Source organism: Fuscovulum ytuae (assembly GCF_029953595.1).
GTDB lineage: Bacteria > Pseudomonadota > Alphaproteobacteria > Rhodobacterales > Rhodobacteraceae > Paragemmobacter > Paragemmobacter ytuae.
In genome coordinates, this window is record NZ_CP124535.1 from 2,664,604 (window position 1) to 2,687,775 (window position 23,172).

Here is a 23,172-nt window from a genome sequence, read left to right on the forward strand (position 1 = left end):
CTTTTTGGGCACTTGCCACACGTTGTGGCAAGCCTTAACCGCCGCGACGAACAATCGCCTCTAGATCGATGGTTTCCGGTTCTGCCGGACCTTTGGCATTCGGTTCTTCGGGGGCGGGCTCCGGGGGTTCGCTTGGCTTGGGCGGGGACACAATCACCGGCAGAAGTTCGGCCCCCGTGGCCGAGGGTCCGGTCCGTTCGGGAGGCTCGCGCCAAGAAAGGGTATCGAAGCCACCGCAATTGTCACAGATCGGGTCCCATTTCGCGTGAACAGCCTGACATTTGTCACAGCACCATTGCGGGCCGCGGGGCGCTATAAGCGCCTTCGCCAGCCAGCCGCGCACCACAGCCTCATCCGCGCCCTCGCCGCGTTCAATGGCGGCCATGATGGCCAGCGCGCGCTGTGTTGGATGTGTTTCAACAATGTCGCCAATCGCGCGCCGGGCTTCGGGGAAATCTTCAGCGGCGATGTTGAGTTCGGCCATAAGAAGCCGGGTCTCTTCGTGCTGCGGATGGTTCGTCACAAGGGTGCGGAAGCGTTTAAGCCGCTGAGCCGCTGATTCCCCGGGTTCGATATCCGCGAATGCGGCCGCGAGATCGGGATGGGGTTTGGCGTCCCATGCCTTTTTCAGAACGCGTGTCGCCCCTTTTCTATCGCCTTTTTCGGCCAAAGCCCGCGCGGCCATGGCAGCGGCGGGAATAAGGTCGGGCGATTGGCGGTTCGCCTCGATTGCGGCCTCGCGGGCTTCGATGCTGCTGCCTTCGTCAAGCACGGCTTGCGCTTGCTGCAAGGCAAGCACGGCATCTCGGCGGCGGTAGACATCGCGGGGCAAGGCTCCTGCCTTCATCTTGGCAGTCAGGGTGCCGCGTGCACCTTTCCAATCACGGCTTTCTGCCTGCAATTTCAGGAGGATATCCTGCGTTTCTTCATGGCGCGGCTTAAGTTCCAGCGCCTTGATCGCAAGTTTCTGCGCAGTTTCGGTATCACCTTCGGTCAGCTTCTGGCGCAAAAGGCCCCGGATGGCGACAAATCGGGTGACATCAGAGGACAGCAGTTCCTTATAGGCATCCGTTGCGCGGCGCGTGTCACCCGCCGCCTCGGCCGCCTGTGCGACGAGAAGCGTGGTGAGATGCGGTTCGGCAAGGTATTTCTCGGCCTTAATCGCACGGTTCAGAGCAAGGCGTCCTTCACCTGCGGCAAGGGCCATGAGGCCTTCTGATAAGGCCTCGAACCCCTTGCGTTCCCGGTTGCGGTCGAAATAGCGACTGATTGCAGTTTCGTCGCCATTGAGGAAGCGGAAGAGGGCGATGGTAAAACCCACGAACTTCATCAAGAGCCAGACGAGGACGATCATCACAAGAAAGGTGATGAAGGCCTGAAGCGGGCCAAGAGTGAATTCGTAGCCCGCGACCGCGATACGGATACCGCCACCGGTGTTCAACAGAACCTCGGCCCCAAGCGTGAGTGTGGCGATGATAAGAATAAACAGCAGAACCTTGGCGAGGGACCAGATCATTCAAGGCCCCCTATTCGGCACGAAGTTGCGAAAGGGCGTCTTCGGCGGCGGTTCTTTTTCCGGCTTCAGCGATCCATTCTGCAAGGGCAGGTTTACCGGCATCGGGCATAGCATCCAACTCTGCCAAAGCATCGCCGATTCGACCCGCAGCTAGCGCGGCTTCGGCGCGCGACAGGATGGCATCAGGATCATCCCCTTCGCGTGGGGTGAGCGACCGCAGGCCCGTCTGGCTGCGTAGGAAGCTTGAGACGCGGTCCGTCCAGCTTTCGCCCATATTCGCGCGGAGTGCATCTTCGAGCGATTGGCGCGCAGCGTCGTCAAAGCTGTTCTGCAGATCCGCGATAGTGGGGATGCCGGCAGCGGCATGTTCGGTCAAGGCAGAGGGAAGGTCTGGGCCAAGTTCTGCGGCAGCAGAGGCGTAAGGTGCGCCGCTGTCAAAGGCGGCGGCGATGCGGTCCACGGCGGCGGAGCGCCGCGCTGACGCAGCCGCAGCGACAGCCTGTTCGGCAAGTTCGGCGGCGCGGGCTTCGGCTTCTTGCAGGCGGGCTTCGGCGGCAGTTGCGGCGGCGATGACATCGGCGGGAACCGTGCCACCAGAACCAAGGCTGGCCACTTGCTGTTTAAGGGCCTCGATATCGGCAAGAAGAGCTGGATCGGCGGTCTGGCCAGATGCCGACGGCGATGGAAGGGCGGCGAACTGTGATTCCAGCGACATAAGGCGCGCTTCAAGATCGGATGAGCTTGCTGCCTCCAGCGCCGCAAGCCGCGCCTCGACACTGGGGTCAGGAGTCGGTTTGGCGGGGAGGGCTGCCAATTGTTCTCGAATGGCTGCCAATTCTTCTGCCTGTGCCGCCACAGTTTCAGACAGGACGGAGTCACCGGCCGTGGGAAAGAGATCGGGCACCAGACGGGCAAGGCCGAAACCTCCAGCAGCCGCAACTAGGCCACCGAGGAACATCCCAAAAAAGGCCCCGGCGCCACCGCCTGATCGGGCCTGCGTCTCGGTCTGTGCGGGCGCGGAGTCCGTGACATGCAGGGTTTCGGGCGGAATGGGCGCGGGGGGTTCTGAGGCGCTGGTTTGCGGATCTGTCGCTTCGACGACGGCCATAAGGTCGGCCTCGGCGTCAGGTGCTGGTTCGTCGGTCTTGCGTCTGGCCATGGGTGGCTCCTTTTCCCGTCCGCGCCGGGCGGGTTCTATATCACCCTAATCCCCTGAGGGTTGTGGGTTCAAGAAGCCGGGTTGTTCACGATGGTTTCAACGGCGGTTGCCATAGCATCAGCATCGGGGCGTTCCGCGACCATAAGTCTTTTCGGAGCAAGTGATGCGGCGGCGCGCGCGGTGGCGTCGCTTATCGCGACGATCCAGAGTGGCGCCGAAAACGGGCCCTGGGCGGTTAAAACTGCCGCGGAGCGGGGCGAAAACAGGGGAACCACCACGGGACCCGGTCCGGCGAGGGCGTTAAGGGCAATGGCTGTAAGCGGCTGCGGATCTTGTGCGTAGACGATGGCCGCATGGGCGGGGCGACCATGTGCCGCAAGCCGGGGCGCGATGTCGCCGCGTGCGTCACGCCCACGGAGATGAAGAAACGGGCCTTGATCATCGGATGCAAGAATAAGGGCGATAAGCGCCTCTGCGTCACCTTGGGCGGATAACGCATCGAACCCTGCGGATCGCGCGACTTTGGCAGTGCGGTCGCCGACGCACCATGCCCGAGGCGGGAAGATATGGCCTGCTTGGGCTAAGCGCGAAGTTGCCTCGACCCCTGTTTCGGAGGTGAGGATAACCGATGACCACGGCGGATCTGGAAGGTCAGGCGAAAAGAAGGACGGAGCCATAAGCGGCGTCAGGATCAGATTGAACCGTCCGGGCATTCGCGTCGCAATCTGGGCAGCGAAGCGCTCACCCTGTGCGGCGGGCCGCGTGAGAAGCAACGGTAGGGGGCGGGATTGCAGGGCCATGACAAGGGTGTTACCCCCAAGCGATCCCATCGGGCAATGGATATGGCGGCGCTGACTTTTCTTGGCATCGAATCGAGCTGCGATGACAGCGCGGCCGCCGTGGTGCGGGCAGATGAAAATGGCGTGGCAGAGGTTATGGCATCTGTCGTTGAAGGCCAAACCTCCCTACACGCCGCTTTTGGCGGAGTTGTGCCTGAGATTGCTGCAAGGGCGCATGCGGAACGGTTGGACTATTGCGTGGACCGTGCCTTGTCAGAGGCCGGGCTAAGCCTGCACAACATTGATGGGATCGCTGTTACCTCTGGCCCCGGCCTCATTGGCGGGGTTCTTTCGGGTGTCATGCTGGCGAAGGGTTTGGCGGCAGGTGCCAAGCGCCCGCTTTGGGGGGTGAACCATTTGGCGGGCCATGCGCTGACGCCCCGGCTGACGGATGGGTTGCCCTTTCCGTATCTTATGCTGCTGGTTTCCGGGGGGCATTGCCAGTTCCTGATCGTGGAGGGGGTAGATCGGTTCCGTCGCCTTGGGGGGACGATCGACGATGCGCCGGGCGAAGCCTTTGACAAAGTGGCCAAGCTTTTGGGTCTGGCGCAGCCGGGGGGCCCTGTCGTCGAACGAGAGGCCGCCGATGGCAACCCAGCACGATTTACCTTTCCGCGCCCCTTGCTTGACCGACCCGGATGCGACCTGTCTTTCTCGGGTTTGAAGACTGCGCTTTTGCGGGCGCGGGATGCGCTGGTGGCAGAGAAATGTGGGATCACGGTTCAGGACCGGCGCGACATATGCGCCGGATTTCAGGCCGCCGTGACAGATGTTCTGGCCGAAAAGACACATCGCGCGCTGGCGATCTATCTTGAGCAACGGCCCCTTGTCCCGGCGCTGGCCGTGGCGGGGGGCGTGGCGGCCAATAAGACCATTCGGGCAAGGTTAGAAACGGTTTGCGGCGAAAATGGTGTGCGTTTCGTTGCTCCACCATTGCGGCTTTGCACCGATAATGCCGCGATGATTGCTTGGGCCGGAATTGAACAGGCACGCGCAGGGATGCCGTCTGGCATCGATCTTGTGGCACGCCCACGCTGGCCGCTTGATGCGCAAGCAGCGCCGATGATCGGATCGGGGAAGAAAGGCGCGAAGGCATGACCGGGGGCAGGATCGGCATCGTAGGTGCGGGTGCCTTTGGAACGGCGTTGGCGGTTACCTTGGCGCGGGATGGGCGTGATGTGGCCCTATGGCTGCGTGACGCCGAGCGTGCATGGAAGATGCAGGAAAAACGAGAGAACGAGGCGCGACTGGCTGGAGTTCTGTTTCCAGAAAACGTCTCTGTTACGGCCGATTTGGATGGTATTTGTGATGCTGACGCGGTCTTGCTCTGCCTTCCGATGCAGGTGTTGAGTGGCTTTCTGATTGGATCGGGAAAGGCCTTGTCCGGACGGCCTTTGGTTGCCTGCTGCAAGGGGATTGACCTTGAACGACTGACCGGCCCTTCGGCCATCATTTCCAATGAAGTGCCAAGTGCCCGTTCGGCGGTTCTGACCGGCCCCAGCTTTGCGGCCGACATTGCTATGGGACTTCCTACCGCCCTGACCTTGGCCTGCAGAGAGGCTGGCTTGGGAGAAACGCTGCAACAGCAATTGTCTACAGCGACTTTGCGGCTTTATCTGACGGATGATGTGGCGGGTGCCGAGTTGGGGGGCGCGCTGAAGAACGTGATCGCGATTGCGGCGGGGATCGTGATCGGCGCAGGCCTTGGCGAGTCCGCAAGGGCGGCCCTGATGACGCGCGGCTATGCCGAGATGACGCGCCTTGCCCTTGCGTTTGGGGCGCGCGCGGAAACGCTGGGAGGGCTTTCCGGGCTGGGCGATCTGGTGCTGACTTGCACATCGGCGCAGTCGCGCAATTTCCGGTTCGGGGTCGCTCTGGGATCGGGACAAGCCTTTGACCCATCCGTCACGGTAGAGGGCGCCGCAACGGCGAAAGCAGTTTCTAACCTTGGGAAAAAACGCGGTATTGATCTGCCGGTCACGCGAATGGTTGCGGCGTTGATCGACGGCCATATCGACCTTCCAAACGCAATACAGACCCTTTTGTCACGACCTTTGAAGAAGGAATGAGGCATGCGCGTAGCGCTTATCTGCATCGACAGGCCCGGACATCTCCATATCCGCCAAGAGAACCGGCCAGCGCATCTGGCGCATATCGAAAGCTCTGGTTTGGTAGAGATGGCGGGGCCATTTTTGAACGAGGCGGGCGAGATGGCCGGTTCCCTTGTGATCCTATCTGTAGAGACGCTTGATCAGGCGCGGGAATGGGCGGCGAATGACCCCTATGCGAAGGCGGGCCTGTTCCAATCGGTCGATATCCGCGAATGGAAGAAAGTGATCGGCTGATGTCCTATTGGCTTTTCAAGTCGGAACCCGATGAGTTCGGTTGGCCGCATCAAGTGGCCAAGGGCGATGCGGGGGAGGAATGGACCGGGGTCCGCAACTATCAAGCGCGGAACAATATGCGCGCCATGAGGGTAGGTGATCGGGGTTTCTTTTACCATTCCAACATCGGGAAGGAGATTGTCGGGATCGTTGAGGTCATCCGCGAGAGCGCGCCGGACAGCACAACCGACGATCCTAGATGGGATTGTGTGACGGTGCGGGCAGTTTGTGCCTTGCCGAAACCTGTGAAGCTTGACCAATGCAAGGTGCAGCCGGGACTAGGGTCCATGGCCCTGGTCAACAACACGCGGCTTTCCGTCCAACCCGTGACAGAAGAGGAATGGAAAATCGTCTGTGAAATGGGCGAACTGGACCCTTCAGGCCTGTAGTTCGTTAAGGCCGACTTTTGGGCCGAAAAGGTTGCTTGAACCCATTGGAAATGGAGGGCCCGCACCCCTACGGGACCCTCCATCCACCCCACACACTCCCCATGCGCTGTGCGTGATATGAAAGACGGGTCCCGGGCATACTGCCCTGCCCTTTGATCGTGCCCGAAGGCAGGGACCAAAGCAAAGCCATTATGCGTAGTATTTTATTGGTCGACCCCGCGCGGGGCGGCGCGGGGCGACGGTCGTGGGTCAGATCAGGCGTAGGCCTTTTCTTTCCCGAAATGCTTGACCAGCATGTAATAGACAACGGGACGATACTTATTGCGCTCGGACCGACCATAGGTGTCGATCACGGCATTGATCGCCTCCATCAGTTTGGGGGAGTCGGGCAGCCCAAGTTTCTTGATCAAGAAATTGGCCTTCACACGTTCCAATTCCGCTTTGTCGGTGGCGGCGACAGTTTCGCTATCGGCGCTGTAGATTGCAGGGCCACAGCCGATGGTCACCTTTTCAAGAAGCGTCATGTCAGGCGTCATCTTGCATTTCGTCTTCAGGTCTTCGGCGTATTTCGCAATCAGTTCGGCTCGTTTGCTCATGATCTTCACTCTCTCCCTGACGTCCGGCGAAGGACTTACCGCCGCAAAAGAAGATTACGGTCAGAAAGGCAGTGTGCAAAAGGTTTTTGCCCGAAGCCGGGATTTCGGCAGATTTGGGATGAAAAAACCCCGTCCGGTCTGCCCGAACGGGGGTGGATTTCTTTCGTCAGCGCTCTGTGATCAGTAGCGATAGTGTTCAGGTTTGAACGGACCTTCAGGTTTGACGCCAATATAGGCGGCCTGATCGGGGCGCAGTTCGGTAAGTTTTACACCGATCTTTTTCAGATGCAGGCGGGCGACCTTTTCATCCAATTGCTTGGGCAGGATATAGACGCCGGGCGCGTAGTCCTTACCTTTGGTCCAAAGTTCGATCTGCGCCAGAACCTGATTGGTGAAGGAGGCCGACATCACGAAGGACGGGTGACCGGTGGCGTTCCCAAGGTTCAAGAGCCGTCCTTCAGACAGAAGGATGATGCGATTGCCCGAGGGCATTTCGATCATGTCCACCTGATCCTTGATGTTGGTCCATTTGTGGTTGCGCAGGGCAGCGACCTGAATCTCGTTGTCGAAGTGGCCGATATTGCCGACGATGGCCATATCCTTCATCTCACGCAGATGTTCGATCCGGATCACGTCCTTGTTGCCGGTGGTGGTGATGAAGATGTCGGCCGTGCTGATTTCATCTTCGAGGATGGTGACCTCGTAGCCGTCCATCGCGGCCTGAAGGGCGCAGATCGGGTCAACCTCGGTCACCTTGACGCGGGCGCCCGCACCCCGCAGAGACGCCGCGGAACCTTTGCCGACATCACCATAGCCACAGACGACGGCGACCTTGCCCGCCATCATCGTATCGGTGGCGCGACGAATGCCATCGACCAGCGATTCCTTGCAGCCATATTTGTTGTCGAACTTCGACTTGGTGACCGAGTCGTTCACGTTAATCGCCGGGAAGGGCAGTTGGCCCTTCTTGTGCAGCTCATACAGGCGGTGAACGCCTGTGGTGGTTTCTTCCGAAACGCCCTGAATGGCAGCGCGCTGTTTCGTGAACCAGCCGGGCGATGCGGCAAGGCGCTTTTTGATCTGGTTGAAGAGGCAAACCTCTTCTTCCGAAGTGGGCACCTCGATCAGGTCTTTTTCGCCTGCTTCGACGCGGGCGCCGAGGAGGATGTAAAGCGTGGCATCCCCGCCATCGTCGAGGATCATGTTGCAGGTGCCGCCCTCGCCACCGAACTGGAAGATTTTATCGGTATATTCCCAATATTCTTCCAAGGTTTCGCCCTTGATGGCGAAGACAGGGACGCCCGCCTGCGCGATGGCGGCGGCAGCGTGATCTTGGGTGGAAAAGATGTTGCAGGACGCCCAGCGCACATCGGCGCCGAGCGCAACAAGGGTTTCGATCAGAACGCCCGTTTGGATCGTCATGTGCAGGGAACCGGCAATACGTGCACCCTTCAGCGGCTTGGATGTGCCAAATTCTTCACGGCAGGCCATAAGACCCGGCATTTCCGTTTCGGCAATGGTGAGTTCCTTGCGGCCAAACTCTGCAAGCGCGATATCTTTGACGACGTAATCCTGCGGCATTTGCCGTTGCTCCTTGATCCTTCAATTTGGGCGGCAGATAGCATGCTGTGCGGCCTTGGACAATGACACGGTGGTAAAGGTCGGTTAATGGCCGAAGGGAGGTAGGGGATGAAGCAGCCTCGGGCGTGGCAAAGGATGCTTTCGGGGCGGCGGCTAGATCTTCTGGACCCGACGCCCATGGATATCGAGATCGAAGATATTGCGCATGGGCTGGCTTTTGTTGCGCGATGGAATGGGCAGACACGGGGGGATTGGCCCTATTCGGTGGCCGAGCATTCGTTGCTGGTCGAAGTGATCTTTAGCCGTTGCAATCCGGGTGTCGCACCGCGTTGGCAATTGGCAGCCTTGCTGCATGATGCGCCGGAATATGTGATCGGAGACATGATCAGCCCGGTCAAGGCGGCGGTCGGATCGGGCTATGGTGCGCTGGACGAACGTCTGACCGCTGCGGTGCATTTGCGTTTTGGACTGCCGATCACTTTGCCTCCGCCGATCAAAAAGGCAATCAAGTCGGCGGACAAAATATCAGCCTGGATGGAGGCGGTGCAGATTGCCGGATTTTCGTCAGCCGAGGCGGATCGCTTCTTCGGGAAACCGGATGCGCAGGTTTTGCGGGGCCTAGAGATCAAACTGCGTCCGCCCGCGATTGTGCGGACGGACTATATTTCACGACATGAAGAACTTTTGGCGGCTTGCACGGGTCAGCCAACAATGCGGGAAGGCGGAGTGTAAGGACCGGGGCGTTCCGTGCCGCGCGTGGCATCCTGCGGCACAGGATGGCCTTTGCTGGGGCGCTGTTCTAGGCGCTGACCTGCGGCGAGGAGCAGGGCTTCGGCGAGAATTTGTAACATTTTCTTCTCCTGTCACTTAGTTATTCTGGCACGAATATACTTAAATTGGCATGGTTCCGAGTCAGAAGTCTTTCAGAACTGTTAGCATGGATTACACATGGCGATCGATTGGCGGAGCCTTCCTTCGTTGTCTTCTCTGCGTGCCTTTGCGGCTGTCGCGGAACTTGGGGGTTTTTCGCAGGCTGCGCGGGTCCTGATTGTCACCCATGCGGCGGTTTCACAGCAAGTGCGTGGACTGGAACAGGCGCTTGATACAGCTTTGGTGGCCCGCGACGGTCGAGGTATGGCCTTGACAGCGGAGGGGCAGCAACTTGCGCAGGCTTTGCTGGACGGCTTCGCGACAGTTGCAGCAGGGGTTGACACGTTGCGAGCGGGCGGGTCGGATCGACCGGTTCGGATTACACTTACCGCCAGTTTCGCGACGCAGTGGTTGATGCCGAGATTGAAGGAATTCTGGGACCTTTACCCGGATATTGCCCTGTCTTTGCACCCCGACGCGCGGGTTGTGGATTTGCGTAGGGATGGGATGGACCTAGGCATCCGATATGGGAATGGCGACTGGCAGGGGGTGACGGCGCGCTTTTTGGCACCGGCGCGGATGGCGGTTGCGGCATCGCCCAATCTCCTTGCAGGACGGACAACGCTGTCGGCGGCAGAGATGCAAGAGATGGAGTGGATCCTTGCACGGGACTGGCCCGAACAGGAGAATTATCTGAAAAGTCTAGGCCTTCGTCCCGAAGCCCTCTCTCGAACCGATTTCGTAAATGAAGAATTGTCATTGGCGGCAGCGCGGCAGGGACTTGGACTTGTCGTGGAAAGCCTAGCCCTTTTGGAAGGCGATCTGGAGGAAGGGCGGCTTGTCCTTTTGCATGACAGCAAGGACAAACTGCCCGCCTATTTCATCGTTACCCAACCGGGCCCACAACGCGCCGCGACGCGGGCCTTTTTGAAATGGCTGGAGCAGGCCGCCTGATCAGACGGCCATTTCTTCCGGTTTTTTTCCAGCGGCAAGCGCCTCTGCAAACCAGCGGGGTTTGCGGCCACGGCCCGACCAAGTATCGGCGGGATTGGCAGGATTAGCGAATTTTGCGGTAGCAGGCGCGCGTTTCCTGGCGGCCGATGTGCCCGTCAGTTCCGCCAGAGAATAGCCCATTTCGCGTGCTTTTTCTTCAAGTTCGGCGAGAGCTTGTTTTTTCTTGCGGTCTTCGAAATTCGCGATAGCACGGGTCACTTGTCCCTGAAGTTCCTTGAGTTCCTTGAGGGAAAGCGAATTGAGATCGATGGTCATTTAAGCATTCTCCAATTGACCGGATAACGCTTTATTAGGGCACGATCTCTGTTAATTCAATAACCGTATTATTTAGGCGACCGTTTTGCGAGAATACGCTGGAGCGTCCGACGGTGCATGCTAAGGCGGCGCGCGGTTTCCGATACATTGCGATCGCACATTTCATATACGCGCTGAATATGTTCCCAACGGACACGATCTGCCGACATTGGGTTTTCCGGTGGGCCGGGAAGTGTTTCGGTTCGGGAAAGAAGCGCGTTTGTTACGTCATTGGCATCCGCTGGCTTTGAAAGATAGTCGGTGGCGCCAATTTTGACAGCCGCAACCGCAGTTGCGATGGCGCCATACCCGGTCAATACTACGATGCGACAATCTGGGCGGCGTTCACGCAAGGTTTCGACAACGTCGAGGCCATTACCATCTTCTAACCGCAGATCGACAACGGCATAGGCTGGCGGACGGGTCATTGCGATGGCTTTACCCGCGGCCACACTTTCCGCCGTTTCAGGCTGAAAGCCGCGCTTTTCCATCGCTTTTGCCAGACGTTTCACGAACGGCTCGTCGTCATCGACAAGCAACAGCGTCCGGTCCGGGCCAAGCTCGGCGGTCAGGTCTTCAGCCATGCGGTTCCCCTGTGTTTTGTTCTTGCCTGAAAGTTAGGCGGGTTTCCGGCTTTGGTCAAATCCAACCGCCGTCAGTTCGACAGGAAGCAAGAGGTCCTGTCGGCCATCTGTTCGGCGGTTTCGTCGCGTTTGAAGAAATCGACGAAACCCGTTTCAGGCAGAACCAGGTAGGTGAAGGTTGAATGATCGACGAGGTAATATTCCGGATCATCAGAATTCTGCTTGCGGAAATAGGTCTTGTAGGCCTGAGATGCCGCCTTTACCTGTTCAGGACTGCCAGTCAGGCCGATCATTTTGGGGTGAAGGTTGGCCGCGAAATCGCGCACGACTTCGGGGGTGTCTCTTTCTGGGTCGATGCTGATGAAGACGGGCGTTACGTCAAAGCCGCGCTCATCAAGGATATCGATCGCCTCGGCATTGCGGGCATTATCCAACGGACAGACATCAGGGCAGAAAGTGTAGCCAAAGTATACAAGGCTGGGTTTGGTAATGATGTCCTTGTCAGTAACAGTCTGCCCTTCGCCGTTCACAAGGGAAAACGGCCCGCCAATATCGCCTCCGACCGCACCCGCACGGCATTGCGCAAAGCGATCATCCGGCGCTGCCATTTGGGCATAGGCGAACAGGCCACCCACCATGCCAACGACCGCCGCTGCGGCCAGACCTGCGTAAAGTTTGCTCATGCCATCGCTCCTTGGCTTTTGCCGACATTGATCCTGCAAGCCGCGCTGCATAACAATGCGAAACTTGGTCACGTCGTCGTGTAGGGCCTCTTTCGATGATGAATCCCGGCTTCGGCCTGCTTTCCCGCGATACGCGCAGCGATTGGGTTCGGCTGCGAACCTTGATCCTTTTGCGGTGGATGGCGATTACGGGCCAGATTGCAGCAATCACAGTCGCAGACCGTGTATACGGGATCGAGCTGCCCTTGGGCCTTTGCTACATGGCAGTGGGCGCTTCGATCATTGCCAACCTTATTTCGATTTTCGTCTATCCGGAAAACAAGCGATTGAGCGAGGTGGAAGCGATGCTGACGCTTCTGTTCGATCTGTCTCAATTGGCTTTCCTGCTCTACCTGACAGGCGGACTAACAAATCCCTTCGCCCTTCTGATTCTTGCGCCCGTGACGATTTCGGCATCCGCCCTCGAACTGCGGACCACGCTGTTCCTGGGGGCTTTGGCCATTCTGTTCACGTCATTGATCGCGTTCGTCAATGTTCCGTTGCGCTTCGCGGATGGGTCCGCATTACAGGTGCCGCTGGTTTTTGAATTCGGGTTCTGGCTGGCCATCGTGATCGGGATCGTGTTCTTGGGGCTTTATTCCAGAAGGATTGCAACTGAGATTCGATCCATGTCGGACGCCCTGTTGGCCACGCAAATGGCCTTGGCGCGCGAGCAAAAGCTGACGGATCTTGGTGGGGTGGTCGCCGCTGCAGCGCATGAGTTGGGCACGCCACTGGCGACGATAAAACTGGTCAGCGCCGAAATGATGGAAGAGTTGAAGGATCAACCTGATCTAGCAGAGGATGCGCGCCTTATTCGTGATCAAGCGGATCGTTGTCGGGATATCCTGCGCGGTATGGGGCGGGCTGGGAAGGATGACCTTCATCTTCGACAGGCCCCGCTTGCGTCTGTTCTGCGTGAAGCGGCAGAGCCGCATATGGGGCGGGGCAAGGAGGTTGCATTTAGCTTGTCACCCGGAGCGGGCTCGGGCGAACGGCAGCCGATGATCTTGCGGCGACCCGAGGTGATCCATGGATTACGAAACCTGATCCAGAACGCCGTGGACTTTGCGCGCACAAAGGTATGGGTCGATGGCGAATGGACGGATCGCTCGATCACGATCCGGATTGTGGATGACGGCGAGGGCTATCCGCCACAAGTGATCGGACGGATCGGCGACCCCTTCGTCAGATCACGGCGATCTGTTCAGGATCTGGAACGGCGCCCCGAATATGAGGGGATGGGGCTGGGTCTTTTCATTGCGAAGACCCTTCTAGAGCGGACAGGGGCAGAACTTTCCTTCGCCAATGCGTCGGACCCCTTTCTTACGCCTGAGGAACGGCCAGAACGATGTGGCGCGATCGTGGAACTTGTCTGGATGACAGGCGACATTACGGCACCACCCAGCTCCAGTCTTGGAGATAACAAACCCTTTGAAGCCTGACGAAGCAACACGCTGCGGAAAGGACGCGCGCTGTGAAAAAGGGGAGAACTATTTTGGCAAAATTAACGAAGTGTTAAGGTTACTCGCCCAAAAGTTGCATGACACCTTGGGTAGGTTGCATGGCTTATTGGGGAGAATTAGGCAGCGTCATGTTTGGGCTGGGCCTTGTGATCCTGGCTCTAGCGATAGCCGTTCGTATGGACGGGGCGACGATCTTGCGACGGCTGAGCCTGCGGCGGGCTGCTGCGCGGGCGGCCGAGGGGCTTCCCTTTCCTGTGTGGGTGAACCGGGCCGAGCAGGTGAAAGACGTGCCGCCAGACTGGGCCAACGCTGCATTCTTTCGCTTGTCTGCGGAAGACCGACTGATCATTCTGCATGGGAGCGGAAGATTGACTGTCGGCGAAGGCAGTGAAGCCGCACAATTCGAGCGTCAATCCGTGGGGACGATCGGGTTTGCCCTTCCTTGTGACGACTTGGCGCGCGTTGAAGTTAGCCTGCGCGACATGTTGCAATCGATGACCCAGACTTTTGCGCAACTCCCTTTGGGTGTCGCGGTCTTTGATCGGGTGGGTCATCTGAACAGTTTCAACCCTGTCCTTGTGGAGCTGACGGGACTTTCGCCTGCCTTCCTCTCGCGTCGGCCAAGCCTGACGGCGATGCTTGATGCGATGAGGGATCGCAGCATGGTACCGGAACCTGCGAACTGGAAGAATTGGAAGGCGGAACTTGTCGATATGGAAAGGGCCGCAGCGAAAGCTGCTTTTGAAGATGTTTGGGCCTTGCCAGGCGGCCAGACATATCGAGTGACGGGCCGACGACACAGGGGGGGTGGCTTGGCCCTGATGATCGAGGATATCTCTCCTGAAATCCTGCGCGGACGGCGCTATCGCGCCAGTCTGGATCTCTGTCAGGCCGTGATCGACAGGATGGATGAGGCGATTGCGGTCTTTGCAGCGTCTGGGCAGCTTGTTCTTTCGAATCTGGCCTACGCGGCCCTCTGGGACCACGATCCGGTGGCGGGGGTAGGAAAGATGGATCTGCGGCAGGTGGCAAGCCAATGGCGGGCCGCCTCTGCCCCCACGTCCCTTTGGGCCGAGTTGGAGGCGTTCGGGGATTTGACCGATGATCGGCGCGCATGGCAGGGCGAGGCGCGGCTGATCGATGGCCGCCTGATCCGTTGTCGTTGCGAACCGATGACAGAAGGTGCGATGCTGATTGGATTTCGTGCCGTGCCAACCGACGGACCGATGAAGACTGTCTTGGTTGGGCGCGGCTGACGCTTGCGATAGCGGCAGGGGAAGATAAAACTGCGGCCATGATGGTCGTGATCCCTCCAGAAGCTGTTTTGGTCCTGCCGGATGAGGCCGCGACGACCGCCTTGGGTGAATGGCTGGCACAGATCCTTCGGCCCGGTGATACTGTCTTGCTAGAAGGGCCGATCGGGGCCGGAAAATCGCACCTTGCCCGCGCGTTGATCAGGGCAAAGTTAGGGCGAATGGAGGATGTGCCGTCGCCAACCTTTACGCTGGTGCAGACCTATGATGCTGGCGAAACCGAAATTTGGCATGCAGACCTCTACCGCCTTTCCGTGCCGGATGAAGTTCTGGAGTTGGGTCTGGAGGATGCCTTTGCTTCTGCCATCTGTTTGATCGAGTGGCCAGATCGGCTTGGCTCTTATCTGCCAGATGATGCGTTGCATCTGCGCCTAAGTGCAGAGGGCGAAGGCAGGAAAGCCCATTTGAGTGGTGGTCGGCCCGGACTGCTGGACCAGGTCAAGGGTTGGTCGGCATGACGGATCGAAAGGAACTGTCGAAGCGGTTTCTCGTAACGGCCGGATGGGGAACCAGTGACAGATGGGCCTTGGCGGGTGATGCGTCCGATCGGCGCTATGACCGCCTGTCGATGGAAGGGCATTCAGCGGTTTTGATGGACGCCCCGCCGGGAACGGCAGAGGACACAGCCACGTTTGCGCGGATCGCACGGCATCTGGCTGATCTGGGGCTGTCACCGCCCGCAATTTATGCCGAAGATCACGAGAATGGTTTTCTGTTGTTGGAAGACCTTGGGGATGGGCTTTTTTCACGTTTGATCGCACATGATCCGGGACTGGAAGGCGCGCTTTATGCCGGGGCAACCGATGTTCTTTTGGCGATCCATAACAGCCCGACCCCGATTGACCTGCCCGACCTTTCAGCGCGGGAATGGGCAGAGGCGGCGGCCTTCGTTTTGTCCTGGTACGTCTTCGCCGTGTCAGGCGAGGAGCCTAATTCAGCAGAATTTGTGACTGTTTTGGAAGAGTTGATGAGGGCCTACGCAGACGACCCACGTGTGATGATCCTGCGGGATTACCATGCCGAAAACCTGCTTTGGCTGCCGGACCGGCACGATGTGGCACGGGTGGGACTCTTGGACTTCCAACTGGCCCAGATGGGGCAGCCGGGATATGATCTTGTATCGCTTCTGCAGGATGCGCGGCGCGATGTTTCGGCAGAGACAGAGGCCGCAATGATTGCGCGGTTCTGTGCGGGGAAGGGAATAGACCCCGACGTTTTCGCGCCATCCTATGCCACGCTAGGCGCGCAAAGGGCACTTCGCATTCTTGGTGTTTTTGCCCGACTTTGCCTGAAGAACGGAAAGGGTGGCTATGTCAGTCTGATGCCACGCGTCTGGACGCAGTTGCAACGCAATCTGGAACATCCATCACTTACGCCGCTGGCGGAAATTTGCAGTGCACTTCTTCCGGAGCCTGATCCGGAAGCCTTGGAAAGGATAGGTAACCAATGCGGCCGATATGCCCACCGCTGATGCTATTTGCGGCAGGGATGGGCACGCGGATGGGTGCGTTGACTGCCAATCGACCAAAGCCGCTTATCCCTGTCGCGGGGCGGTTTCTGATCGATCACGCGCTCGCCTTGGTGGATGATGCGGGGATAGATCGGGTCGTCGTCAATACACATTACCTTGCTGATCAGATTGAGAGCCACATCGCGACGCGTGGCCTGATTGTATCACGTGAAGAACCTGAGGTTCTTGAGACAGGAGGCGGATTGAAGCGTGCGCTTCCCCTGTTGGGGGATGATCCGGTGATGACACTGAACACCGATGCCGTTTGGACGGGGCGCAATCCATTGGTTGAATTGATGGAGGCTTGGGACGAAGTACGGATGGACGGTTTGTTGCTGTTGTTGCCCGTGGAAAAGGCCGTGGGTCACTTTGCGAAGGGCGACTTCCTGATGGACGGGGATGGGCGTCTGGAACGGGCGAATGGTAGACTTGGGCCTGTTTACCTAGGGGCGCAAATCCTAAAAACGGCGGGGCTGGCCGAGATTGAGGCAGAGGTCTTTTCCCTTAACCTGCTGTGGGATCGGATGATTTCAGACGGACGACTCTATGGGATGATCCATGACGGTGGTTGGTGTGATGTTGGAAGGCCAGAAGGGATCGTATCGGCAGAAACACTTTTGAGGGCACCCGCATGATGTTTATGGCAGCGGGGCCACGTTTTTTTCACCTGCCGCCAGGCGTGGATTTCGCGCGCGAACTGGTTCGGGGCCTGAAAGCGCGACTTGCGGGCCAGCCGCCGGAGGCGATGGCACGGGTAACCGTTTATCTGAACACGGCGCGGATGCGGCGGCGGGTAATCGAGGGCTTTCTTGAAGATGGGCCGGGGCTTTTGCCAAGGTTGCGGCTTTTAACGGATATTGGTGAGGGCCTACCTCTTCTGAACCTGCCGGGACCGGTGTCACCCCTGCGTCGCAGGCTAGAATTGACCCAATTGATCGCCGGTCTTCTGGATCGGCAACCTGATCTTGCCCCTCGGTCTGCGCTTTTCGACCTTGCCGACAGTCTGGCCGGACTTATGGACGAGATGCAGGGTGAAGGGGTGCTTCCCGAACGTATTGCCGCATTGGACGTCTCGAACCATTCCGCTCACTGGGCGCGCACACGCGAATTCCTGCGTATCGTCACACCCTTTTTCACCGGGGACGATGCGCCGGATGGGGAAACCCGGCAAAGAATGGCGGTTTCGCGTCTATCAGCACTGTGGATGGAAGCTCCGCCGCACGATCCGGTAATCGTGGCAGGTTCCACCGGTTCGCGGGGAACAACGGCAGCGCTTATGGAGGCGGTGGCGAAGTTGCCACAAGGGGCGCTGGTTCTGCCGGGTTTTGATCCGTTCATGCCACAGGATGTGTGGGAAAGCCTTGATGATGCGATGACGGGCGAAGACCATCCGCAATTCCGGCTACGCCGGCTAATGGATCGATTGTCGGTTGAACCGGCGGATGTGGCACCCTGGACAGAAGCTGTGCCTCCGGCTGAGGATCGGAACCGGCTGATTTCCCTTTCACTGCGCCCGGCCCCCGTGACAGATCAATGGCTTCATTCCGGTAAAGACCTGCCGGATCTGATCGAGGCGACCCAAGGGATGGCCCTGATTACGGCCCCATCTCCGCGCAGCGAAGCGTTGGCGATTGCGCTTGTGATGCGCGAAGCGGCCGAAACAGGCGTCACGGCTGCGCTGATCACACCCGACAGGATGCTGACGCGCCGTGTCACCGCTGCTTTGGATCGGTGGGGAATTTTGCCCGATGATTCTGCGGGTAAGCCGCTTGCCCTTTCCGCGCCCGGCCGTTTTTTGCGCCATGTGGCAGGCATCATGGGGCTTAAGCTGACATCAGATGTCCTGCTGACGTTGCTGAAACATCCCCTTGCCTTCACGGGTGGAGATCGGGGACAGCACCTGCTGCACACGCGACGGCTGGAACTGCATTTACGGCGGGAAGGGCCTGCTTTTCCGACGGGGGATGACCTTCGAAACTGGGCGCGCGCCAGGGTTGAAAGAGGTAAGGACGACGGGATCGAGATTTGGGCCGAAGCCCTTGCTAGGATTATCGATATTGCCGCGCAAGTGGTGGATGCCCCGCTTGTCGATCTTGTGGCGCTGCATCTTGAACTTTCAGAGGCGATGGCGCGTGGAACTGCGGCCGAAGGAACCGGGGTTCTGTGGGATAAAGAGGCCGGTTCCGAGGCGCGCGCGGTTATGGATACCCTGCTTTGTGAGGCAGATGCGGGTGGTCACCTAACTGTGGCGGCCTATCGGGACATGTTTGAAGCGGTAATCGCGCGTGGTGAGGTCAGGGAAAGTGTTTTGGCGCATCCCCGCCTTTTGATCCTCGGCCCACGAGAGGCGCGGGAGCATGCGGCAGAACTGGTCATCCTTGCCGGGCTGAATGATGGGACTTGGCCGCGCCTGCCCGATCCCGATCCTTGGTTGAACCGACAGATGAGGAAGGATGCCGGGCTATTGCTTCCGGAACGGCAAGTGGGTCTGTCTGCCCATGATTATCAGATCGCCGTCGCTGCGCCGCGCGTCATCCTAAGCCGTTCGGCAAGGGATGCAGAGGCGGAGACGGTGTCATCCCGATGGCTGAACCGATTGACCAACCTGATGGCTGGTCTGCCCGAAAAACGCGGGCCAGATGCCCTGCGCGCAATGGAACGGCGCGGAACCCAGTGGTTGAAACTTGCGGAGGCGCTGGAGGAACCCACCACAGAAATGGATGCGGACCCGCGATTGCAACCGGCCAATAGGCCATCGCCCCGCCCCAAGTCCGATCAGAGGCCGAAGGAGCTTTCGCTGACAAGGATAAGCCTGCTGATCCGTGATCCTTATGCGATCTACTGCCGCTATGTCCTGCGCCTGAAGCGGCTTGATCCCTTGCGACATGAGCCAGACGCTGCCCTGCGCGGCCAAATCCTGCACAAGATACTTGAGCGTTTCGTGCGTGATCGGCCTGATGCTGAAGACCTGAACGCGGCAAAAGCGCGCCTGCTGTCCACGGCACGCGAAATTTTGGGTAAGATGGTGCCATGGCCCGCGGCACGGGCGCTTTGGTTGGCGCGACTGGCGCGGGCCGCAAATTTCTTTCTGGATGTGGATGGGAAAGATGGTGGAACGCCAATCATCTTAGAGAAGGCAGGGGCCGTGAAGGTTGCGCCCTTCGATTTCCGGCTGACCGGGACACCGGACCGGATTGACCGTCTTCCGGATGGGCGCCTGCACATCTTGGATTACAAGACCGGGAACCCTCCCACTCAGGCGATGCAGAAAGCGTTCGACAAGCAATTGCTCTTGGCAGCCGCTATGGCAGAGAGGGGCGGTTTTTCAGATCTTGATCCAGCAGATGTAGCACGGATCACCTATGTTGGTCTGGGAAGTTCTCCGAAAGTCGAAACAACGGAGATCACGCAGGAAATCACCGCCGAAGTCTGGGAGGGTTTGAGGGCCTTGATCGCACATTACGCGAAAGAGGCGTCTGGCTACACCGCGCGGCGAGCGGTCCAGAAGGAACGCTATGCCGGGGATTATGACCACCTGTCGCGACTTGGCGAATGGGATACCACTGATGATCCCGTTCCCGCGCCAGTAGGGGGTGCGAGATGAGGGATGCCGCTTCGGAACGACAAGTTCAGGCAGCGCAACCTGCGGTCTCGACATGGCTTTCCGCGAATGCAGGGTCGGGAAAGACGCGCGTTCTGACCGACCGTGTTGCGCGGTTGTTGCTGGGCGGAGTCGAACCGCAGCACATCCTGTGCCTGACCTACACCAAGGCAGCCGCGACCGAGATGCAGAATCGGTTGTTCCGTCGCCTTGGCGATTGGGCAATGAAACCAGACGATGCGTTGCGCGCAGCCTTGGCAGATTTGGGCGAAGATGCGCAGTTGGATCGGGAAACGCTGGCGAAGGCGCGTCGATTGTTTGCACGCGCCATCGAAACACCGGGCGGTCTACGCATTCAGACAATCCATTCCTTTTGCGCGAGTCTTCTGCGGCGTTTTCCGCTTGAGGCTGGCGTATCACCGCAATTTTCTGAGTTGGATGACAGGACCGCACTGTTGATCCAGAATGAGATTGTCGAGGAGATGGCGGACACCATCGCGCCTGACATCGTTGCCGATCTGGCCCGCGCTTGGACGGGTGAAGAGTTTGGCCAATTGATGCGGCAAATCGTAGGTAACCGCGCACGATTTTCCAAACCGCTGACGCCGGATACCGCCCGCCGCATGTTCGGATTGCGGCAGGGGGACAGCCACGAAACCTTGATTTCCGAAACTTTTTTGGGGGACGAAGTCCGGTGGATGCCAGAGGTCATTTCGACGATGGCGAACGGGTCTTCGACTGATGTGAGGAATGCTGAGCGGTTGCAAACGCTTGACCTTTCAGCGCCGTCACTTGCCACACTCGTTGCGTTGGAGGATCTGTTTCTGCTGGGGGCCAAGGCAAAACAGCCTTTTGCTGCCAAGATCGGCACTTTCCCAACGAAGGATACTCAGAAGGCTTTACCGCCGGATGTGCTGAACCGACTGAACAACCTGATGGGACGCGTTGAGGGGGCGCGAATTCTGCGTTGCGCCTTGATGGCCATGGATCGAGCGTTGGCCCTTCATCGCTTTGCGGGTGTGTTTCTTCCGCTTTACGAAGATCGGAAAGCGGCCCGCGGTTGGCTGGACTTTGATGACCTTATCACACGCGCATCTGACCTTTTGACCGACCCGAGCGTAGCAGCGTGGATTTTATTCAGGCTGGACGGAGGGATCGACCATATTCTTGTGGACGAAGCACAAGACACAAGTCCTGAACAATGGCGCGTGATCGAGTCCTTGGCGGCAGAGTTCACAGCGGGGTCAGGCGCGCGCGATCTGGATCGCACATTGTTTGTCGTGGGCGACAAGAAACAATCGATCTATTCGTTTCAAGGTGCAGATGTCGCGGCGTTTGACGAAAAGCTGCTCAGTTTCCAAGGCCGCTTCAGGGATGTGGGTCGTGCGTTTCAATCCTTGCGGCTTGAACATTCATTTCGTTCGTCTGCCGCCATTCTTCGAGTGGTGGACGACACGTTCGGTGATCGTTTTCCTTCTGCATTGGGCGGAGCGTCGGCACATATCGCGCAGTGGACGCAAATGCCTGGGCGCGTTGACCTATGGCCCTTGATCGAAAAGGTCGACGGAAAAGACGAAGATGACTGGCGCAATCCAGTAGACCGGATCACCGAAGAACACCACACGGCGCAGCTTGCCGGCAGGATTGCCGACGAAATCCGTGAGATGATCGAAAGTGGAACGGCGATCAGCGACAGCAAGGGTCAAACACGAACAATCCATGCCGGCGATATTCTGATCTTGGTTCAGCGTCGGTCGGCGCTGTTTTCCGAGATTATCCGAGCCTGCAAAGCGAAGGGGTTACCGATCGCAGGGGCTGATCGGCTGAAATTGGGGGCAGAGCTGGCGGTGAAGGACATCTACGCCTTGCTGGCTTTCCTTGCCACACCAGAGGATGATCTGTCGTTGGCGGCGGTGCTTCGTTCACCTCTTTGCGGATGGACCGAGGCCGAATTGCACGATCTTGCACAACCGCGAACGGGCTGGCTTTGGGAGGAATTGCGGAGGCGCGCAGCGGATTTTCCGGACACTCATGCCATGCTGAGCGACCTACGCGACCAGTCGGATTTTTTGCGCCCTTATGACCTGATCGAGAGGCTGCTTACCCGCCACGATGGACGGCGGAGGTTGTTGCAACGCCTTGGGGTCGAAGCGGAAGATGGGATCGACGAACTGCTTTCTCAGGCCCTTGTCTATGAGCGTGGCGATGTACCAAGCCTGACCGGCTTCCTTGTCTGGCTTTCGACGGATGAGGTGGAGGTTAAGCGGCAGTCCGAAAGCGAGGGGCATCGTATTCGTGTTATGACGGTTCACGGGGCAAAGGGGTTGGAAGCGCCGATCGTTATACTACCAGATACCTGCGACCATCGTGATACGGACCGGGACGAAGTCGTAGATGTTAATGGAACCGCCGTATGGCGTGTGTCGGTTGATGAAAGCCCCGCCGTATTGACGGCAGCCCGCACGCGTCGAAAAGAACGCGAGGCCCAAGAAAGGTTGCGGCTGCTTTATGTGGCCATGACGCGCGCCCAATCTTGGCTGATTGTCTGTGGTGCCGGTGAGGCTAAGCAGGATCAGGCTTGGTATCGCCTGATCGCACAAGGGATGCAGGCGGCAGGTACGCAAACTGTAGCGAAAGGCGTATTGCGGCACAGTTTCGGCGCCTGGCCTGATCCTATGGAACGGCGCGTTGAAATGGTGAACAGATCGCCACTTCCTGATTGGGCCTTGCAGATTTCCAGTGTGGTGGATCGGCCGGTTCAACCGCTTTCACCATCATCACTGGGTGGGGCAAAGGCGCTTGCTGGTGATGGCCTAGATGAGGAAAGCGCAAAGGCACGGGGAACGGCGCTGCATCTATTGCTGGAACATCTGCCGGGCATCCCCTCTTTACATCGTGCTTCTGTCGCGGAGCGGCTGGTGCCGGATCCGGCGTTGCGATCAGAGCTTTTGGTCGAAGTCGAAGCGGTCCTTTCGGATCATGCCGATCTTTTTGCCCTTCCCGCCCTTACGGAGGTGGAAATAAGCGCGACGCTTTTCGATCGCCCCCTTCGAGGCACGGTAGACCGGTTAATCCTTATGCCAGAAACGGTTCTGGCCATCGACTACAAGTCAAACCGCGTTGTGCCGGATCAGGCCGCAGAGGTACCAGAGGGCATTTTGCGCCAGATGGGTGCCTATGCGGATGCTCTGGCACAGATTTATCCTGATAGAGTGATCGAAACGGCCATCTTGTGGACACGGGCGGCACGGTTGATGAAGCTTTCTCCCGATATCGTGAGTGCGGCGCTGGCGCGCACCACGATCCCTTGACGATTCCACAGGTCATCCCTAGC

Annotated in this window: 21 protein-coding genes; 13 read left to right on the plus strand and 8 right to left on the minus strand. The window is 58.8% G+C overall.

Features of this window, described 5'->3' with window-relative positions:
- Nucleotides 1-34: 34 nt before the first annotated feature.
- The 3 genes from QF092_RS12815 to QF092_RS12825 form a co-directional block, all read right to left on the minus strand.
- Nucleotides 35-1,516, minus strand: a complete 1,482-nt coding sequence (locus tag QF092_RS12815) for a heme biosynthesis protein HemY (protein ID WP_281464285.1) — start codon at nucleotides 1,514-1,516, stop codon at nucleotides 35-37.
- Between the two features lie 10 nt (nucleotides 1,517-1,526).
- Entirely contained in the window at nucleotides 1,527-2,675 is a 1,149-nt protein-coding gene (locus QF092_RS12820; RefSeq protein ID WP_281464286.1) for a COG4223 family protein, read from the minus strand.
- Between the two features lie 68 nt (nucleotides 2,676-2,743).
- A complete protein-coding gene (locus tag QF092_RS12825; protein ID WP_281464287.1) occupies nucleotides 2,744-3,475 on the minus strand; it encodes a uroporphyrinogen-III synthase in 732 nt (243 codons plus the stop codon).
- 42 nt (nucleotides 3,476-3,517) lie between these two features.
- Between QF092_RS12825 and tsaD the strand changes: the two genes are divergently transcribed.
- From tsaD to QF092_RS12845, 4 genes are read left to right on the plus strand one after another with little or no spacing between them, the layout of a single operon-like run.
- A complete protein-coding gene (tsaD, locus tag QF092_RS12830) occupies nucleotides 3,518-4,612 on the plus strand; it encodes a tRNA (adenosine(37)-N6)-threonylcarbamoyltransferase complex transferase subunit TsaD (protein ID WP_281464288.1) in 1,095 nt (364 codons plus the stop codon).
- Nucleotides 4,609-5,583, plus strand: coding sequence for an NAD(P)H-dependent glycerol-3-phosphate dehydrogenase (locus QF092_RS12835; protein WP_281464289.1), 975 nt, complete (start codon nucleotides 4,609-4,611; stop codon nucleotides 5,581-5,583). The genes tsaD and QF092_RS12835 overlap by 4 nt, the downstream gene beginning before the upstream one ends.
- Before the next feature lie 3 nt (nucleotides 5,584-5,586).
- Nucleotides 5,587-5,859 (plus strand): YciI family protein, encoded by a 273-nt coding sequence (locus QF092_RS12840; protein WP_281464290.1) that lies wholly within the window; start codon nucleotides 5,587-5,589, stop codon nucleotides 5,857-5,859.
- A complete protein-coding gene (locus QF092_RS12845) occupies nucleotides 5,859-6,287 on the plus strand; it encodes an EVE domain-containing protein (RefSeq protein WP_281464291.1) in 429 nt (142 codons plus the stop codon). Before QF092_RS12840 ends, QF092_RS12845 begins: the two co-directional genes overlap by 1 nt.
- Before the next feature lie 254 nt (nucleotides 6,288-6,541).
- On the opposite strand, the gene QF092_RS12850 is transcribed toward QF092_RS12845, so the two are convergent.
- Complete coding sequence (locus QF092_RS12850; RefSeq protein ID WP_281464292.1) at nucleotides 6,542-6,883, minus strand: DUF2853 family protein; 342 nt, start codon at nucleotides 6,881-6,883, stop codon at nucleotides 6,542-6,544.
- 180 nt (nucleotides 6,884-7,063) lie between these two features.
- The gene (gene ahcY, locus QF092_RS12855) at nucleotides 7,064-8,464 is read right to left on the minus strand and encodes an adenosylhomocysteinase (protein ID WP_281464293.1); all 1,401 of its coding nucleotides are present in this window, start codon (nucleotides 8,462-8,464) and stop codon (nucleotides 7,064-7,066) included.
- 108 nt (nucleotides 8,465-8,572) lie between these two features.
- Between ahcY and QF092_RS12860 the strand changes: the two genes are divergently transcribed.
- Nucleotides 8,573-9,196 carry an HD domain-containing protein gene (locus QF092_RS12860; protein WP_281464294.1) on the plus strand — a complete coding sequence of 208 codons (624 nt, stop codon included), beginning with the start codon at nucleotides 8,573-8,575 and terminating at the stop codon, nucleotides 9,194-9,196.
- A 216-nt stretch (nucleotides 9,197-9,412) separates the two neighbouring features.
- On the plus strand, nucleotides 9,413-10,288 hold the full coding sequence (locus QF092_RS12865) for a LysR family transcriptional regulator (protein ID WP_281464295.1): 876 nt from the start codon (nucleotides 9,413-9,415) through the stop codon (nucleotides 10,286-10,288).
- Here the strand turns inward: QF092_RS12865 and QF092_RS12870 are convergent, their stop codons facing one another.
- The 3 genes from QF092_RS12870 to QF092_RS12880 form a co-directional block, all read right to left on the minus strand.
- Nucleotides 10,289-10,603 (minus strand): H-NS histone family protein, encoded by a 315-nt coding sequence (locus QF092_RS12870; protein ID WP_281464296.1) that lies wholly within the window; start codon nucleotides 10,601-10,603, stop codon nucleotides 10,289-10,291.
- A 68-nt stretch (nucleotides 10,604-10,671) separates the two neighbouring features.
- The gene (locus QF092_RS12875) at nucleotides 10,672-11,226 is read right to left on the minus strand and encodes an ActR/PrrA/RegA family redox response regulator transcription factor (protein WP_281464297.1); all 555 of its coding nucleotides are present in this window, start codon (nucleotides 11,224-11,226) and stop codon (nucleotides 10,672-10,674) included.
- A 71-nt stretch (nucleotides 11,227-11,297) separates the two neighbouring features.
- Nucleotides 11,298-11,909 (minus strand): SCO family protein, encoded by a 612-nt coding sequence (locus QF092_RS12880; RefSeq protein WP_281469971.1) that lies wholly within the window; start codon nucleotides 11,907-11,909, stop codon nucleotides 11,298-11,300.
- Between the two features lie 95 nt (nucleotides 11,910-12,004).
- Between QF092_RS12880 and regB the strand changes: the two genes are divergently transcribed.
- From regB to addA, 7 genes are all read left to right on the plus strand, one after another.
- Nucleotides 12,005-13,393: a sensor histidine kinase RegB gene (gene regB / locus QF092_RS12885; protein ID WP_281464298.1), complete on the plus strand. Its 1,389-nt coding sequence runs from the start codon at nucleotides 12,005-12,007 to the stop codon at nucleotides 13,391-13,393.
- 119 nt (nucleotides 13,394-13,512) lie between these two features.
- A complete protein-coding gene (locus tag QF092_RS12890; RefSeq protein WP_281464299.1) occupies nucleotides 13,513-14,670 on the plus strand; it encodes a PAS-domain containing protein in 1,158 nt (385 codons plus the stop codon).
- A gap of 38 nt (nucleotides 14,671-14,708) precedes the next feature.
- Nucleotides 14,709-15,185 (plus strand): tRNA (adenosine(37)-N6)-threonylcarbamoyltransferase complex ATPase subunit type 1 TsaE, encoded by a 477-nt coding sequence (gene tsaE, locus QF092_RS12895; protein ID WP_281464300.1) that lies wholly within the window; start codon nucleotides 14,709-14,711, stop codon nucleotides 15,183-15,185.
- Nucleotides 15,182-16,198, plus strand: a complete 1,017-nt coding sequence (locus QF092_RS12900) for an aminoglycoside phosphotransferase family protein (protein ID WP_281464301.1) — start codon at nucleotides 15,182-15,184, stop codon at nucleotides 16,196-16,198. The genes tsaE and QF092_RS12900 overlap by 4 nt, the downstream gene beginning before the upstream one ends.
- The gene (locus tag QF092_RS12905) at nucleotides 16,174-16,872 is read left to right on the plus strand and encodes a nucleotidyltransferase family protein (protein WP_281464302.1); all 699 of its coding nucleotides are present in this window, start codon (nucleotides 16,174-16,176) and stop codon (nucleotides 16,870-16,872) included. The genes QF092_RS12900 and QF092_RS12905 overlap by 25 nt, the downstream gene beginning before the upstream one ends.
- Nucleotides 16,872-19,841 (plus strand): double-strand break repair protein AddB, encoded by a 2,970-nt coding sequence (addB, locus tag QF092_RS12910; protein ID WP_281469973.1) that lies wholly within the window; start codon nucleotides 16,872-16,874, stop codon nucleotides 19,839-19,841. Before QF092_RS12905 ends, addB begins: the two co-directional genes overlap by 1 nt.
- A complete protein-coding gene (gene addA / locus QF092_RS12915) occupies nucleotides 19,838-23,149 on the plus strand; it encodes a double-strand break repair helicase AddA (RefSeq protein ID WP_281464303.1) in 3,312 nt (1,103 codons plus the stop codon). The genes addB and addA overlap by 4 nt, the downstream gene beginning before the upstream one ends.
- Nucleotides 23,150-23,172 lie beyond the last annotated feature (23 nt).

Excerpts from the sequence above, each read along its gene's own strand:
- QF092_RS12815 (WP_281464285.1), bottom strand. The coding sequence starts at position 1,516 with ATGATCTGGTCCCTCGCCAAGGTTCTGCTGTTTATTCTTATCATCGCC.
- QF092_RS12820 (WP_281464286.1), bottom strand. The coding sequence starts at position 2,675 with ATGGCCAGACGCAAGACCGACGAACCAGCACCTGACGCCGAGGCCGAC.
- QF092_RS12825 (WP_281464287.1), bottom strand. The coding sequence starts at position 3,475 with ATGGCCCTGCAATCCCGCCCCCTACCGTTGCTTCTCACGCGGCCCGCC.
- tsaD (WP_281464288.1), top strand. The coding sequence starts at position 3,518 with ATGGCGGCGCTGACTTTTCTTGGCATCGAATCGAGCTGCGATGACAGC.
- QF092_RS12835 (WP_281464289.1), top strand. The coding sequence starts at position 4,609 with ATGACCGGGGGCAGGATCGGCATCGTAGGTGCGGGTGCCTTTGGAACG.
- QF092_RS12840 (WP_281464290.1), top strand. The coding sequence starts at position 5,587 with ATGCGCGTAGCGCTTATCTGCATCGACAGGCCCGGACATCTCCATATC.
- QF092_RS12845 (WP_281464291.1), top strand. The coding sequence starts at position 5,859 with ATGTCCTATTGGCTTTTCAAGTCGGAACCCGATGAGTTCGGTTGGCCG.
- QF092_RS12850 (WP_281464292.1), bottom strand. The coding sequence starts at position 6,883 with ATGAGCAAACGAGCCGAACTGATTGCGAAATACGCCGAAGACCTGAAG.
- ahcY (WP_281464293.1), bottom strand. The coding sequence starts at position 8,464 with ATGCCGCAGGATTACGTCGTCAAAGATATCGCGCTTGCAGAGTTTGGC.
- QF092_RS12860 (WP_281464294.1), top strand. The coding sequence starts at position 8,573 with ATGAAGCAGCCTCGGGCGTGGCAAAGGATGCTTTCGGGGCGGCGGCTA.
- QF092_RS12865 (WP_281464295.1), top strand. The coding sequence starts at position 9,413 with ATGGCGATCGATTGGCGGAGCCTTCCTTCGTTGTCTTCTCTGCGTGCC.
- QF092_RS12870 (WP_281464296.1), bottom strand. The coding sequence starts at position 10,603 with ATGACCATCGATCTCAATTCGCTTTCCCTCAAGGAACTCAAGGAACTT.
- QF092_RS12875 (WP_281464297.1), bottom strand. The coding sequence starts at position 11,226 with ATGGCTGAAGACCTGACCGCCGAGCTTGGCCCGGACCGGACGCTGTTG.
- QF092_RS12880 (WP_281469971.1), bottom strand. The coding sequence starts at position 11,909 with ATGAGCAAACTTTACGCAGGTCTGGCCGCAGCGGCGGTCGTTGGCATG.
- regB (WP_281464298.1), top strand. The coding sequence starts at position 12,005 with ATGATGAATCCCGGCTTCGGCCTGCTTTCCCGCGATACGCGCAGCGAT.
- QF092_RS12890 (WP_281464299.1), top strand. The coding sequence starts at position 13,513 with ATGGCTTATTGGGGAGAATTAGGCAGCGTCATGTTTGGGCTGGGCCTT.
- tsaE (WP_281464300.1), top strand. The coding sequence starts at position 14,709 with ATGATGGTCGTGATCCCTCCAGAAGCTGTTTTGGTCCTGCCGGATGAG.
- QF092_RS12900 (WP_281464301.1), top strand. The coding sequence starts at position 15,182 with ATGACGGATCGAAAGGAACTGTCGAAGCGGTTTCTCGTAACGGCCGGA.
- QF092_RS12905 (WP_281464302.1), top strand. The coding sequence starts at position 16,174 with ATGCGGCCGATATGCCCACCGCTGATGCTATTTGCGGCAGGGATGGGC.
- addB (WP_281469973.1), top strand. The coding sequence starts at position 16,872 with ATGTTTATGGCAGCGGGGCCACGTTTTTTTCACCTGCCGCCAGGCGTG.
- addA (WP_281464303.1), top strand. The coding sequence starts at position 19,838 with ATGAGGGATGCCGCTTCGGAACGACAAGTTCAGGCAGCGCAACCTGCG.